15 protein-coding genes and 3 pseudogenes are annotated in these 14,606 nt (G+C 53.0%); 10 read left to right on the top strand and 8 right to left on the bottom strand.

The genetic code is table 11. The features are described from left to right. Positions 1-415 (bottom strand): annotated as a pseudogene (locus tag BP858_RS07960) (UDP-glucose 6-dehydrogenase); the annotation flags it as partial. A 164-nt stretch (positions 416-579) separates the two neighbouring features. On the opposite strand from BP858_RS07960, the gene BP858_RS07965 reads away from it, so the two are divergent. From BP858_RS07965 to BP858_RS07975, 4 genes are all read left to right on the top strand, one after another. Continuing rightward, a complete protein-coding gene (locus BP858_RS07965; protein ID WP_286879242.1) occupies positions 580-765 on the top strand; it encodes a hypothetical protein in 186 nt (61 codons plus the stop codon). 128 nt (positions 766-893) lie between these two features. Further along, positions 894-1,139 (top strand): hypothetical protein, encoded by a 246-nt coding sequence (locus BP858_RS12275; RefSeq protein WP_214166278.1) that lies wholly within the window; start codon positions 894-896, stop codon positions 1,137-1,139. Positions 1,140-1,410: 271 nt separating this feature from the next. Then, the gene (locus tag BP858_RS12360; protein ID WP_394339383.1) at positions 1,411-1,689 is read left to right on the top strand and encodes a helix-turn-helix domain-containing protein; all 279 of its coding nucleotides are present in this window, start codon (positions 1,411-1,413) and stop codon (positions 1,687-1,689) included. Positions 1,690-1,732: 43 nt separating this feature from the next. After that, the gene (locus BP858_RS07975; RefSeq protein ID WP_286879243.1) at positions 1,733-3,133 is read left to right on the top strand and encodes an ATP-binding protein; all 1,401 of its coding nucleotides are present in this window, start codon (positions 1,733-1,735) and stop codon (positions 3,131-3,133) included. 186 nt (positions 3,134-3,319) lie between these two features. Here the strand turns inward: BP858_RS07975 and BP858_RS07980 are convergent. The 3 genes and pseudogenes from BP858_RS07980 to BP858_RS07990 form a co-directional block, all read right to left on the bottom strand. After that, a pseudogene (locus BP858_RS07980) lies at positions 3,320-3,790 on the bottom strand (NAD-dependent epimerase/dehydratase family protein); the annotation flags it as partial. A 270-nt stretch (positions 3,791-4,060) separates the two neighbouring features. After that, positions 4,061-5,758, bottom strand: coding sequence for an ATP-binding protein (locus BP858_RS07985; RefSeq protein WP_286879245.1), 1,698 nt, complete (start codon positions 5,756-5,758; stop codon positions 4,061-4,063). Further along, the gene (locus tag BP858_RS07990) at positions 5,755-6,903 is read right to left on the bottom strand and encodes an SIR2 family protein (protein ID WP_214166275.1); all 1,149 of its coding nucleotides are present in this window, start codon (positions 6,901-6,903) and stop codon (positions 5,755-5,757) included. The genes BP858_RS07985 and BP858_RS07990 overlap by 4 nt, the downstream gene beginning before the upstream one ends. A 527-nt stretch (positions 6,904-7,430) precedes the next feature. Here BP858_RS07990 and BP858_RS07995 point away from each other — a divergent pair. The 3 genes from BP858_RS07995 to BP858_RS08005 all read left to right on the top strand — a co-directional run bounded on the left by BP858_RS07995 (position 7,431) and on the right by BP858_RS08005 (position 9,526). Continuing rightward, positions 7,431-7,775 (top strand): hypothetical protein, encoded by a 345-nt coding sequence (locus BP858_RS07995; protein ID WP_214166274.1) that lies wholly within the window; start codon positions 7,431-7,433, stop codon positions 7,773-7,775. Positions 7,776-8,176: 401 nt separating this feature from the next. Continuing rightward, positions 8,177-9,127 carry an IS5 family transposase gene (locus BP858_RS08000; RefSeq protein ID WP_214166273.1) on the top strand — a complete coding sequence of 317 codons (951 nt, stop codon included), beginning with the start codon at positions 8,177-8,179 and terminating at the stop codon, positions 9,125-9,127. A gap of 135 nt (positions 9,128-9,262) precedes the next feature. Continuing rightward, positions 9,263-9,526: a hypothetical protein gene (locus BP858_RS08005; RefSeq protein ID WP_214166272.1), complete on the top strand. Its 264-nt coding sequence runs from the start codon at positions 9,263-9,265 to the stop codon at positions 9,524-9,526. Between the two features lie 151 nt (positions 9,527-9,677). Here the strand turns inward: BP858_RS08005 and BP858_RS08010 are convergent, their stop codons facing one another. From BP858_RS08010 to BP858_RS08025, 4 genes are all read right to left on the bottom strand, one after another. Then, entirely contained in the window at positions 9,678-10,391 is a 714-nt protein-coding gene (locus BP858_RS08010; RefSeq protein ID WP_214166271.1) for a hypothetical protein, read from the bottom strand. Positions 10,392-10,598: 207 nt separating this feature from the next. Then, entirely contained in the window at positions 10,599-10,916 is a 318-nt protein-coding gene (locus tag BP858_RS08015; protein ID WP_214166270.1) for a hypothetical protein, read from the bottom strand. A 491-nt stretch (positions 10,917-11,407) separates the two neighbouring features. After that, positions 11,408-11,920, bottom strand: a complete 513-nt coding sequence (locus tag BP858_RS08020; RefSeq protein ID WP_281767226.1) for a type II toxin-antitoxin system death-on-curing family toxin — start codon at positions 11,918-11,920, stop codon at positions 11,408-11,410. A gap of 334 nt (positions 11,921-12,254) precedes the next feature. Then, positions 12,255-12,869, bottom strand: a complete 615-nt coding sequence (locus tag BP858_RS08025) for a hypothetical protein (RefSeq protein ID WP_286879247.1) — start codon at positions 12,867-12,869, stop codon at positions 12,255-12,257. A gap of 646 nt (positions 12,870-13,515) precedes the next feature. On the opposite strand from BP858_RS08025, the gene BP858_RS08030 reads away from it, so the two are divergent. The 3 genes and pseudogenes from BP858_RS08030 to BP858_RS08035 all read left to right on the top strand — a co-directional run bounded on the left by BP858_RS08030 (position 13,516) and on the right by BP858_RS08035 (position 14,245). Beyond that, positions 13,516-13,680, top strand: a complete 165-nt coding sequence (locus tag BP858_RS08030) for a nucleotidyltransferase domain-containing protein (protein WP_214166267.1) — start codon at positions 13,516-13,518, stop codon at positions 13,678-13,680. Positions 13,681-13,869: 189 nt separating this feature from the next. Next, positions 13,870-14,025: pseudogene (locus tag BP858_RS12365) on the top strand (HEPN domain-containing protein); the annotation flags it as partial. 22 nt (positions 14,026-14,047) lie between these two features. Continuing rightward, on the top strand, positions 14,048-14,245 hold the full coding sequence (locus BP858_RS08035) for a hypothetical protein (protein ID WP_281767229.1): 198 nt from the start codon (positions 14,048-14,050) through the stop codon (positions 14,243-14,245). Positions 14,246-14,606: the final 361 nt, after the last annotated feature.

Consider the following 14,606-nt stretch of genomic DNA (forward strand, 5'->3'; position numbering starts at 1 on the left):
GTTCGAGGACCGCGGGTACCACGGTGCCTGCAGTCGTGCCCGGCGGCACGGTGCTCTTCACCACGACGGTGTGCGGTCGCTCCCCATCGCGGAGCGCCTCCCCGATCGACCGGCTTGCGGCAGCGACCATCGAGAGGTCGGCACTCCCGTCGGCAGCCGGCGGGGTGCCCACGCAGATGAACGAGAGGTCCGCGTCGGCGACCGGAGCATAATCAATCCCGGCGTTGAGCCGCTCGCCGACGTACTTCTTCAGGATCGCATCAAGGCCCTGCTCGTAGATCGGGGCACGCCCGGCGTTGATCGTGGCCGCTTTCTTCGCGTCGATCTCGATGATATTGACGGTATGCCCGATTTTGGCAAAGCAGGCCCCCGTGACCAGGCCGACATATCCCCCTCCGACGATAGCTATCCGCATCTTTTGCAATCCTCCAACTCCGGTCTGTTATGCCAGAAATTGGCCTCCAGGAATTTTAAAGGTATCTTATTTGAGAAGGGGGCTCTGCGGGGTTTCGGGAGGTGCAGAATGATTATAGTGCGGGTGAGCGAGATAAATCAATCATGACAACTCCGTGGAAAAAGGTGTCTGGTCTTATTTTACTCGTTGTGTCCTGCTATGCACTTTTGTGCATCAACTACTGCTGGATAGCTGGTTCCCCGTCATACATGAGTGATGCCGCGACGACGCTTGTGGCCGCTCTGGTCGGCGGGGTTGCTGCCGGCGGTTACCTGAATTTCATAGGGATGCGCGCCCGGGAAAGGGAATAGGGCGGGCATGCCCCGGGCTTTCTTTCCGTGCAACGACGTTGCATGGTCCGACTCCATCGTCGGCGCATGACCCTGCCGGGTGGAGAGGGTCTCCCGATCGCCCGTGGCACTGGCGGGATTGCTACCCCGTGGAAGATGCCGTCCGCGCCCGGGAAGGTCTCCATCAGGAGATCAAGGTCGGTGATGCTCCCCTCGATGAAGGTCACCCAGGGGTGGTCGAGGAGGTGCTCGATCTTCTCCCGCCGCCCGGTGGCAAGGTTGTCGATGATGACGACGTCGTGGTGCTGTGCGAGTGCGTCTGCAAGGTTCGAGCCAGGCCGGCCCCGCCGGTGACGGTGGAGCGCATGAAGAGATTATGCCGGTGGCCGATTTAGGGCTCTCTGAATTGAACTGGGATTTCTGTCTGCCCGGGTTCTGGTACTGGCCCGGAGGATGAGCATTCGAGTACCTGATGAACGGATCCCCTGGTTTACCTCTTCGGGCTACCTATGAGAGTTAGAATTGACACGGTTTTTTCTCCGCGGGCTCACGGGCGGGCATCGAGCAGGAAGACCCCCGGCGCACGCCGAGGGATGAGAGCAGCGCCGCTTCTTCGGCTTCATTTTCACACCGCATGGCCTACCTTCATATCAGAGGGGGCCTCACATGACTCTATCGTATGCTGCGGGATACTGCTACCGGCTGCACCCGACTGGAGATCAGAAAGCGTTGATCGCCAAAAACATCGGGCACGGCCGGTTTGTCTCCCTGGAGAGCGAACCTGCCCGGACTGTGGCACCATCCAGGACCGGGACCAGAACACCGCGATCAACATCAAACAGTTCGCAACTGCAGGCGCACAACGCGCCGCTCGAACCTCCGGACTCGCTCCCGCTGAGGAGGGGGATGATGCCCGGGAAGTTTCCGTCCGAAATGGCGGGGTAGTTGACGTTACTGAAAAGAATGATTATAGTGGGGCGGCGATCGCATGGTCATCCATGAATCCGACACGGTAGAGTTCAAAAAATCCCTCTCCCTCATCGAACCGGCGCTCAAGTCGATCTGCGGGTTTCTCAACCACCATGGGGGCGTCATTTCGTTTGGCAGGACGAATTCCGGAGCCGTTGTAGGTGTTGATCCCACTGACCATTCGCTCCGCAAACTCTCACAGCAGATCACCTCCCGGATAAAGCCGGAAACCTCGCCGGATATCCGTGTTCTGGAAGAACTGGGGAAGTCCCAGATCGTCATCGCGGTCCCGGAGGGGACGAACAAGCCGTACTTCCTTGATGGCATCGCGTACATACGGGTTGGGACCGAGAACCGTGTCATGCCTCCGGACGAACTGAAACGGATGATCCTCAATGATTATGCTGTCCCCTGGGATGATCAGCCTTGCAGGGGCGGAGAACTCGATGATATCGATGCCGCTTCGGTCAGGGCGTTCCTTGAGCGGGCGCAGTGGGCGCGGAGATTTGATGGCGATCCAACCATACCTGTCGGGAAGGCGCTGGATAAACTTGGCGTGCTCAGTGGAGGGGTGCCGACCAATGCAGCTATGCTGTTCTTCGGGAAAGACCCGCAACGGTTTTTCATCCAGTCGGAAGTCCGTTGCGCCAGGTTCAAAGGTGAAGAGATATCAAGCACCTACCTTAACATGAGCGTCTTGCGTGGCAGGATAGATCAGGTCATCGAGGATGCCGGCCGGTTCATCGAAGAAACTGTCCAGAAAGCCGCATGGGTTACTCCGGGAAAGATGCAGCGGGAGGAACACTGGGAATATCCGCCCGATGCCCTGCGGGAAGCGGTGATCAATGCTGTCTGCCATCGTGACTACACCACATCAGGCAATGTCCAGATCAGGATCTTTGAGAGCAGGGTGCAGATCTGGAGCCCGGGCGAGCTGCCGGACGGTGTCACGGTGGATCTTCTAAGAGTCGAACATGCCTCGCGCCCGCGAAACAAGACCATCGCGAAGCTCCTGTTCCTTGCCGGGTATATTGAGCAGTGGGGTTCAGGTACACTCAGTATGATCGCTGCATGCAAACGAGATGGCCTCGCGGACCCACAGTTTAAGGAGACCGGCAGTGATTTCGTCGTCACCTTCAGGCGTTCAACGCTCAACACGCTTCTGGAAGATCCGGAATTGCTCAACGAACGGCAGCGTGGAGTTATAGAATACCTCAAGTCGCATCAGTCCATATCGACAGAGATGTACGGAGACGTCTACGGATGCACCACGCGGACAGCCCGGCGTGATCTATCTACCCTTGCTGAGATGGGCGTAGTTGTCGTGAAGCGGGAGGGGAGGCTGCGGAGATATCTACTCAACCCTTCATTCCGGTCATTGCGGACAATTGCGGACAATTGCGGACAAAACCGGGACTGAAGGAAGCAGTATAAAATCCATATCCTGCAGCGTAACTGCCAAAAACCGAAGAATCAGCCCCCGATCCAGATAGTAGCATGCGGACAATTGCGGACAGCCGGCATGTGGCGGTCGCACACTCTACCATCACCTGCGTGAAGCAGCCCTCGCGCCCCAGTTTACTTTCTGTCCGCGCATGCCCCTCCTTTAACTATCCCATCTTCTCCAGACTCTCCTACGACACCATCGCTCCCTAACTACGGCGAGATCCCCCGCCGCCGGACCCGGAACCACCACTGCGCCGTCAGCGTCGAGCGGGGCAAGCCATGGCCCTGGTCCTCCCGGGGTGTCCCCGTAGACCGAGGAGGACGATGCGGCAACCACGGCCGGCACCCCGCAGTCCTTCGCCGCCACAAGCACGCTCACGGTGCCGGTCACGTTCGCCTCGTTCGAGGCGAGGGGATTCTTCACCGACCGAGGCACCGAGGGGATGGCCAGGATGCCGTCCGCACCCGGGAAGGTCTCCATCAGGAGGTCGAGGTCGGTGATGCTCCCCTCGATGAACGTCACCCTTGGGTGGTCGAGGAGGTGCTCGATGGTCTCCCGCCGCCCGGTGGCGAGGTTATCGATGATGACGACGTCGTGGTGCTGTGCTAAGGTGTCTGCAAGGTTTGAGCCAAGCCGGCCCCGTCGGTGACGGTGGAGCGCATGAAGAGATTATGTTGGGGGGTGGTTTAGGGGTTTCTGAATGGGGTTGCGGAGAACATGCTGCTCTTCAGAACATGGGGTGAGTCTCTCAAATCGTTCTGGAATCTAATTCACAAACTTGAAGTGTAGATGTGGAGTATCCCTGCATCAGGCGTCTCGGAGATGGTCTTGTGAAACGTGATAGCATCAACTCCTAACGAATGAAGTCTGGCTGCGTCCTGAAAACTACTGCCGTCTGGACTATCTCGGCCGGACTTGTTGTCGCCACCGCAGGGCAATATTTTTGAAGTCTACTTCATTTGGGGGATCAAATTGCCATCCAGTATCAAAATCAACGTCATGAGACCGGGGAAGACAATCCGGCGTTAACTCCCTGATGCGGATCCGTGAAGGTAGAGTGATGGCTTGCCCAACACATATCGCCTCACGCCGCCGCAATCCAGATAATGCGTTAGTCAGGCCTGCAAGCGAATCGGGAAGGATCGCATTGACCTGCGCACGATCATTTTCGTTGGTGACCCGGAGCACGATCCACGTGCTGCACTGAGAGAGAACCGTGGGATCAATTTCACTGGGACGCTGTGATACCAGCATAAGGCCAACGCCATACTTTCTCCCTTCTTTTGCCAATCTTCGAATTCCATCCTGTGCAGCTTCATATTGTGCTTCACCCCGATTGGGTACATAGCGATGTGCTTCTTCACAAACAAGAAGGATGGGAGTCCGGGCACGTTCATCAGGGGTTTGCCAGATTTTTAGGGAGAACAGGGTTCGTGCTATGACAGCGCTGGCAAGGCCCGCGATCTCGTTTGGTACGCCTGAGAGATCGACGATGCTGATCGGATCCCCGGAACCAAGAAACTGAGAGATGACGCTGGAGAACGGATCGCCACCCCCATCCCAGGGTTCCATCATGAAGTTCATGCGAGCATCCCGCTCTAAAACCTCTAACTTGCCTATAACAGTATTATATGGTTCATGGTCTTTTTTATTTCTCCCTTCAGGTCTCTGAAGATCAATTTGCTTTTTAAAACCTTCTAGTTGATATGGAATGGGAGCATCGACGGTCACAGTGTCTAAAGTAAGGCCTATCACCTCTGCAGCTTCTTTCCGTGCTTCAAGGAGAGCAATTTTTATGATATTCGATTGGGTTGTTGCAGTGAACTCTGTTTTTCCAAGGAAAAGGGAAATAGTTTCCTGCAGATTGAATAGCCAGTATGGCAGCTTCAACGTTCCTTCATCTGTCGAAAGACGCCTATGGGTGGGAAAGGCAGATCTGTATTCGTTGTGCGGATCTAGTACTACAATTTTGGGATTCCAGTTCAGATACTGATTGTTACTTCCATGTTCAATAATAGCGTGCAGGAGAGCGGCAACTGTCCCTGACTTTCCGGTTCCCGTCGATCCAAGTATGGCAGTATGCTTTCCCAGCAACTCGTTCATATCTATATAGCAGGTGGCGCCGTCAACCCCTACGTGATCCCCGATCGGGATCGTGGCTCTAGAACCCCCATCAAAGAGCCATTTGAGTTCTGATTTGGGTGTCAGGTAGACAACCTGTTTTGGTAGCGGGAAGGTAGAGACACCTCTTTCAAACACCAGCTTCCATTGATTATCGCTCTGGATCCACTCCCCTTCCCCGAAGAGGTCCGCTTCGATTACCCTAGCATTTGAAGCAAAAGTGCTAATGATTCCGTTTTCGAGTTCATATTCAGATTTCATCCGGAGTTTGCTAACAAAGGCATAGATGATTCGGCGTCCAAAGTGGATCTTTAGGATTGACCCAAATTGGCCTATAGGATAGATCTCTCCAGCGAAAATACGAGATAGATTGTGAATCTGGGGGTCCAATTCAGCCACAATATGGGTGCCGCTTATCTCGATAATCGTGCCTATTGCGAGGTTTTTGAGAGGTTCGCTTGGGTTGTTAGACATCATTGTTCCCCGCTTAATAACTGTGTGAGCAGTTCAAATTTCCACCATAAGAGATCCTCGTTGGATCGCTTCTGATTCTCACCATGGAAAAAGCCTCGATTAGAGTGTATCCGGACTTGGGTCCTGACTTCAGGGTCATCCATCCATCTTTTGAGTATCCCCGTGGGTTCATTCTCACTACTGAATGCAAGGACTGTCAGTTTCTGGTTCGACTCACGAAGCGCCCGATCTATCTCAAAGTTGATATGAGAATCACCAAAGCTATAGCCGCAGATAATGAGAACTACCTCAGACCCCTCTCCATCCGAGGGATAGAGGGTATCTCGCAATATCGCTATCATCTGCGCATACGGATCATTTTGAGTTTCACGATACTTTGTTGCTGCAGGCCAGATCATCACGTTTGTCGGTTGTCCATTTCCTAGCAGGTTTGGGGAAATCCGCCGTGGAATTTTCTCACCGTCGAAGAGACACCAATCAATTGAACCATGGATCTTAATGACTCTTGCAGCAATATCCATCGATTTGCAGGAATCACGATCCAGAAGGCCCGGATCCCACCAACCAGTTACGCCCCCTCTGAATCCATCGGTATAAGGAACGCGTTCCAGTGCCAGAGCATCCTCAACTAAGCGGTCATAATTCAGAATGAAATAGTCTACTGTCGGAAAACCTACCCTATCCTCAACCTTAAGTGTGTTGTGGATGGCACAGATGAACTTCCGATGGGTTGAAATATCGATATCCTCAGGCGTGAGGCACTGGACGATTGCCTGCTGAATCTCGTGTAATATCTGCTTTAAATGACCTTTTGAGTAACGGACGCGGTTAAGTATTATGTCCCTATATTCTGGATTACAATTGCAACGTCTTTCAACGATAGATATCAGATCGGTTAATTCACTCAGGTACTCTTCAATTGTAGCATCACCGAGATGACGCTCTAGATTATTAATCATAGCTCTTGTTTTTCTATCCGGTTTTAAACCCAAAACTTCGTTCTTAAGCTCGTTTGTGGACGGCAAACCCGCGCACTTGCTACATCCAGCACCGATAAGGAACGTCAACTTTGAGTGGGATATCAAATCTTTGAGAGCTTCCACTTCTCCACGAAACTCTTTCGGTATGACCGCCTGTCCGCAACTCATGTCACAAATCCTCTAAATTTTAAGTGGGTATTTTATCTTAGAGACATAGTGCTCATTTTTCTGTGCAGGGGATGTTTTATGGACAATATCTGGCTTAGAATAGATCCAAATGTTACCTGGTCACATATCAATAGTGCGATTTTAGTTTCATTTTTTAACAATGGTAATATTTATTTTGGCATACATGCCTTGGCATTTTAGGCGAACACAGGTAGTAGGGCAGTACTCAATCAGGTAAAGTGGAGCAAACGTAGGAGCGCATCTATTAGACCCTTTGTTCTAACGAGGCATCAGAGACCTCAGGTTCTCTCAAATATGACTCCAAGTCAGTCATCTTACGACTGAGGTACGAAGAGACTTATCCTAAGAGCTGCCGCGGATAGAATCCATACCTGAATAAAACACTCTGGACAGTCAACCTATTATCCCACCATAAAAGCCTTCTGAAGTGTCGAAATGCCTGGAGCATTTATCTTACAGAGGTTTTTTTCGAAAAGTTTATCCTGCCGGCCACGATGATCCATGCTATGGATATAATCAAACACATACAAACAGGAAGGGATTTTGACGAACTCTGCCAGAAGATTGGGCGGTACGTGAATGAGCAGAGGAAGGCTGCTTCAAAGTTTAAGATCGGAATCACAACCAACTATAATTACCGAGCAGAAGGCGACGATTACTTGTCGAATGGTTACGACCGCATGATCGTCCTGTATCAGACGCGATCTAAAGAGAGAGTTTGCTCGATGGAGCAGTATCTCATAAAACGCTTTCAAAAGTACAAAGAATGCGAAAATATCCGGCCCGGCGGTGAAGGCAAACTGAAATGGGGGCCTCCATATTATGCATATCTCGCTATGAAAACGAAATAGGTGTCAACTTTAAGTCTAATCGAGACGGCTGTCGCTCAAAGACCCGCAGCCTTCTCAAATTACTCTCTGCTGTGCCCTGCTCCTTCCCTTATGTGTGATGATACCCAGATAAAACCGCATCTGCAATAAAACAGCAGGTGTGACTTATTTTCGCATGGTCATGTGCCGAAGCGTCTTATTCATGTGAGCCGTTGCTTGCCAGATCTTTTTGAGACAACTTCACCTCAGACTTGTTACTGGTTGTAACATTATTCGACCACAGTCAAAGCGTACTATTTGAGTATCATCTTTGCCCCTATCTTGTGTCGGAGCCTTTAGATGGATTTTCAAGATCTTAAGAGAACTTCGAAAAACCTCTCCCCATCCAAAGTACTTTATAGCCACGGATCGACATTTTTCTCATGAGCACGTTTACCAATTTTGCGATTCGGCACGAATATGCCAGCCTTGCCGCCCTGGGCGATCGGCTGGGTGAGATCAGCGGTCTGATCGACTGGGACGCCTTCCGTCCTCTCCTTGCTGACCTCTACACCAATGCCGAGGGAAGAGGCGGTCGTCCGAACTACGACGTTGTTCTGATGATCCGGCTGCTGGTGCTTCAGCAGTGGTATGGCCTCTCAGACCCCGAACTGGAACGTCAGGCGACCGACCGGATCTCGTTCCGCCACTTCCTGGGATACCCCGAGACCATTCCGGATCGGTCGACGGTCTGGCTGTTCCGGGAACGCCTGGCGCAAACCGGGAAGGAGACTGCGATCTGGGAGGAGTTCCAGCGGCAACTCGAGGTACAAGGGCTCACCATCAAGCGCGGCGTCATGCAGGACGCCTCGTTCATCACCGCCGATCCCGGACACGCCTCTGCCGACACGCCCCGGGGAGACCAGGCAGAGACGCGGCGCAGCCGTGACGGCACCTGGGCAAAGAAGGGCTCGAAGTCCCAGTTCGGCTACAAACTCCATATCCTCATGGACAAGGACTACCAGCTCATTCGCCGGATCGAGACTACCACCGCGTCGCTCCATGACAGCAGGATCGATCTCTCCCGGAACGGCGAAACGGTCTATCGTGATAAAGGCTACTTCGGGGTGAAACCGAAGGCGTCCATGGACAAGACCATGCACCGGGCGACTCGCGGTCATCCGTTGTCGATCAAGGAGAACCGGCGAAATAAAGCCATCAGCAGAACCCGATCCCTGGTGGAACGGCCGTTCGCCTGGATGAAACGGGTGTTCAAGGCAGGGCATCTCATGGTCACGACCGTTGCCAGGGTCCGCGTCAAGAACACCTTCTCCTGCATAGATTTTAATCTCCGCCAACTTCTTACCCTCAAAGCGCAAGCTGCCGAGCGGTAGCTCTCGAGAAAATCAAAAAGAACCTCTAAAGGCAAGAGTTCAGGAAGGAAGCGGCTCAGCAGTGACGGAACGAAAATGCAAATCCTTGATGGAAGAGAGGGTTAATCGCAATTCTCCTTTTTAAAACATCTACAGATGGTGATAATTTCTATCAAGAATTTACAATGTGACCGCTACTTCCAGAAGAACCGGGATTCGGTGGAGGTCGAGTTTGATGATGGCAAGGTTTGCGGAGTTTCTCTGCCTGAAAAATTCTGGACAACCTGCCCTGAACTCAAGAGTGCAGTGATTGGGAGATGGATGCTCAAACAGAGAGTAATCCCCTGGGCGAAAGGTAAGCCACCGGAGTTTGACCTTGAACCCATCGGAGACCGGAGGTTCCGGCTGGCCCCGAGTTGAAAGAGGACCTTCTGCTGTGGGAGATGACGAACTGGGGAATTGTTCGTATATTTGATGATCGAGGTCGCGAGCGGGGTGAGAGCCCAGATCCCGGAGGTGTCGATGATGGTGTTCACCAAGGAGCAAGCGGTATTTGCCGGAAGGCCCCAACTCAAAGACCGTGTTGAACTTTTTTCTCTTTAAGCCACGCGCTCATCAACCTTCTTATAAATGACTCTGCGGAGGAGAGAGACATCGGATCCGGTGGTGCAGGGATCATCTTCCCATGCCTGGCGTCCACACCCAGGGCCTCCGGGCTATTGGCGGTCCGTTTGAACCTCTTTAATTCCGCTTCCGTGCACCAGCCCCTCTCTGGTATGTTACCAACATCTTCCTGTATTACCTCATAGACTTTGTACAGGCCGTACCATGTTTCAAAGTCATTTTCGATTAAATGCAAGGCGCGCTTTACGTGCCTGTCTCTTTTCGACAGAGCCATCCAGGGAATAGCGGGATCTGCAGGACGGAATTCCTCGATCGTCCCGTCGGCATGAGTAATAGTAATTCTGCATGTGACAGATGCCATGACAGACGATGTCGCTGAAACGTAAACATGTCTGGTTCCATCATCGCGAATCTTTGAAATATGTTCGATTTTGATAGGGGAGCAAGAGCCAAGCGCTAATTTCGCTGCACCATTGAGAGATGTCAAGATCTCGGTTGTATGTTCCCGTACCTGGTCATCAGAAATGAGGTCGGCAAAATTTCTGGATTTCAGAACAAAAGCATCGTGATCTTTCTGTATGCAGATCTCAGGCGAGTTAAACACCTTCGAGAGTTCCTCCAATATATGAGCACTCCCCGAAAGCGTTACAACCCATTCCATGAATCAAATATGTCTCAACAAAGAGGTATAAACCATTCGGAGCACCACAGGGGATTTTTTGCTGTTCTCCGCCCTTGAAAAAGACATGGGTGTCGTTACCACAAATCCGCTGCAATCTCTCCGGGGTATGGGCCGTTGCCGGACCTTTCAGGCGTGTTCGACCCTGCCTGGAAAGAAGGAGAACCTAATTCCCTCACCCGGGATGAATCACCGGCTGCCCCATCTTGCAAGACCCTTGAGATCGCCCTTGACGACGTTCTTCTTCGACGAAAAGTAGTCCAGGGACGCATCCCCCGACTCGTCGATAACGCCCCTCAGGGCTTCAGCCTCCAGGCACTGCTGCTGCATGTTGACGATCTGCAACAACCTCTTCTGCCGGCTTGCAGTCGCCGAAAGGCTCTCCTCATACCCGATCAGGGCACCCTCCGGGTAGATGCTTTCGGCCGCCTCACCGAGGAGGTCGGCCCTGTAGTAACCATAGTCCTGTATGTTCAGCAGGCGCGTCGTGTTCCGGGTGACCGACATCTGCGGAGCAAAAAAGGCGATCTACCGCTCCCGGGAAGCGCAGACGAATATCTGCGATCAGTGCTACGCCCGGCTGGTCCGGGAGTGGAACAGAGGAGAGGGGGTGCGGTGAACGACGCTCTGGAGCGCGAAACGTTTTCGAGCAACGGCCTCCCCGAAGGGGAAGGGGCTCGAATACCGCGAAGCTGCGATTGGCGACGGGTCGAAGAGCGCGACGGATGAACTGACTACTGGTGGATAACACCCCCGCAGGAAATGAGGGGGCGGTTGACAGATCCGTCAAACAGATACTTTAATGAAATACTACAATATACTATATGTTGCTCTCGTGGAGGTGTACTACCAATGGCAGCATGTCATGCAACGAATAACCGACATCGGAGTGCCCGGATGAAAGGGTCCACCCGCGTGGGGTTGACCATCATGGAAAAACAGTCCTTAGAAGCCTCCATCAAGAAGAATCAGAAGGCACTGGAGCTCCTCGGCCGGCACTAAAAGAGGCCGTCCAATCTCGTTGTATTTGTGCGGATCCATTCTTCAACCTCTTTTAGAGTATATGTGGCATTGCCCTCGTCATCCAGGCTCGCAAGAGTCACCATAAACCGATCTGCTTCATCACCGTCAACATCAAAGGCAAACCCATTTGCGCGTAATATGAGAACATCGGTAACGGTATAGGCTGTCCTTTTATTGCCCTGCCAGAAGGCATGCCCGTTAGTTATCTTCTCGAGGAACCACGCAGCCTTTTCATAGATGTTTTCGCGATAAACCCAGAAGTCGTTCCAGATATCCACCCAGGCCTCAATCTCGCCCGGCGTCTTTATACCTTCCCAGCCCTGATCCTCTGACCTGTTGTGCAGTGCGATAAGGGTATCATGGATTGCGATTATTTTCTCCGGAGTAATATCGTTAACCAGCCACCCGCAACAGGGACACCACCACCCGATTGGAACCTCAACTACATTCCCCGCCTCGTCCATGTCGTGTATGAATGCCCGTGCCATCTCGATATCTTCGCAACCGGGGCTCGGGCACGTTGGGGATGGGCTCATAACAGTCTTCTGTTCGAGTTGGTTAAAAATGTGATGTATAACGTTCTCTATTTGTTCTGGCTTTTTCGTCGTGAATCAGGCATCAAAGGAGGTTGTCCCCCGAAATATGCGCTCATATCAAATAAAAACAGGGGCATGCTACATCATTGTAACAGCATGACCTTTACCCCGCAGTTATAACCGACCGGGTAAGTATATCCCCTACTTCCATCAAAGGAACCGTCAACTACCCCCACCTAACGGAGGGGGTCTCGCAACGGGGGTCTGGAGACCGCGGGGTTGCAATTTAACTCAGCAGACGAGAAATCCCCTTGCACAAGCCGGGAGGTAGTTCACGGTAATCAAGGTACGACTCCATATTCATCCCCGCAAGAAACGCGGCTTTTTCAAGACTTACTTTCCCTTTCCGGTACAGCGACGCCGAAAGCGGGACTCTCTTTTGCAGGATGTCGCGAAGTCTTGCAGACTCTTTGGTATATTCAGGATAGGTGACGTAGACGAAGAGGAGGACCTCATCCACGCTGAGATCGTTGAGGAATGCCTTGAAGTCGTCAATTGCTCCGGACTCGTCGGTGGGGAACACGGAACACACCTTCTCCCAGACACTGACACCATCGGGAGTGAGGGTATAGCCCCCTTCCGATCTCCTGACAAGGCCCAGGGAGACAAGCTCATCCAGCGCAACCTCGGCAGACTCACTATACGGCCCGAATATATGGGGGGCGAAGTCTGCATCGTCTCCGATCCGCTCGATATAGTTCCCGATGAGGAAGAGTTCTTTCTGGAATATAACATCCCCTCGAACGGCAGAGTTGCCCCCTGCATGGAGTAGGTGCAGGATTGCTACGCCTAGGCCGGAGAGGCTGTTGGCGATCTCATCGAGAGTGAATTCCACGGTCATCAACCCCACTCATCGGGGTCAGGCTGCCCCGCATGTGCTGTAGTGCAACGATTCCAAATTGGCAGACCATATCTGGCCTTCGTTCTATCCCCCACGGAGCATTCCCCTTCGTCTCCCCACCCCGCCCGCGCTTCGCGCTCCTCCCCCGCCCCTACCGGGGGCGAGGGCAGTGCGTGGAGATACCCGGGAAAAGACGTTCCTGGGATGCAAACCCCCGGAAAGCGTGAAACGAGATCGATACTCCCCTTCGTTGAGAGTGCCGGTAATTGAGAATCGATGTAGTAGTGTAATGGTATAAGATATATAGTTGTTATGTGTTGCTGTGTCGCTCAGAACTCGCAATGCCCACCGCAGGTGAAGTGGATGTGATCCAAAATGTGCGCAGATTGCGAGATCATCATCATCTCATAGCACTCCTTCGGTCACCCGTGCCCGCGTACCTCCCCCCACGCCTGAGCACCCGCACAATCACCACCCCCCCGCCGCTCCTCGCCCGGCTGGTCATTGGCCCGGGCCTGCGTCTCCGAGCCCCTGCCCCGGGAAGGATGTTCTGTCGCGGGCTGCCCGTCCCATTCTCCGGGAACTACCTGATCAGCGGCGGAGCAGGAATCATTATAGTTGTATATTCACAAACTCGGTCCGTTGTATGATCTCAGTCAAGCGGCCGATCGCCCATGAATTCGCAGCAAAGGCACGGGAGGCGTGCGGAGACGCAATAGAAGAGATCATACTCTTTGGTTCCGTGGCCCGGGGAGACGATCGGCCGGACTCAGATATCGACCTCCTTGTGATTACATCCAGGGAGGACTAACGCCCTCGCGAATACCTCACCGGACTTGCTTTTGATCTGCTGATGCAGACAGGTGAGCGGCTCTCGGTCAAGGTACTCTCGCGGGCCGATGTTGCGGCGCACCGGCAGTACCCCTTCATCAGGCATCTTCTCCGGGATGGCGTGGCGGTTTAGAGAATGACTGATCGGTCTGTTATAGCAGCGCTCCTCATGAAATCGCATCAGCGCCTCGATGCAGCACGCATCCTCTGCACCAAAGGTCACTATGAAGACTCGATCAACCGGGCCTACTATGCAATGTACCTTGCAGCTCTTGCTCTTTTGTATCGAAAAGGTGTTGAGGTGAAGACTCATGCCGGGTTGATCTCGGCTATCGGTTCTGAGTCACGTGAAGACAGGGGAACTTGCTCCCGAGCACGGACGGGCGTTGAACCTGATCGAAGAACTCCGCGAGGAAGTGGATTACACGATCTGCCGGGAGATTATGCGGGAAGAGGTGGTATCAGTCATGAACAAAGCAACGGGTTTTGTCATGTGTGCAGAAGAGATCTGTGCAGAAGATTATACGAATGAGTCATCTTCCTGATCCTGCCTGTATTATTGATTTTGATAGCTGAGACCCCCTCGACGAACGCGTCAGCCCTGGAATCGTCCATCCCATCAGGACAACTCGCTGGGCAGGTTCAGGCATTCCTCATGCCGCTGATTGAGCGGGCCGACATCCTCCGGCGTGACAAGATATACCCCCTGATACCTATGCAAATAAGTTTCTTTACTGTCCGGTAGAGACGGTTCCCACAAAGATGCTGGACTTATCGACGGCACCCCTCTCCACAAGCGTTCCCGTGCGGCCCCGGGGCGCCGGTGGGGAGGCGAAGGGGCCACACCCCCCCCGCCACCAATCGATACACTCTATACGTCCAAAGCCCGATACTATTCCTGATAAC

The organism is Methanoculleus sp. UBA413 (assembly GCF_002502935.1).
Taxonomy (GTDB): Archaea; Halobacteriota; Methanomicrobia; order Methanomicrobiales; family Methanoculleaceae; genus Methanoculleus; species Methanoculleus bourgensis.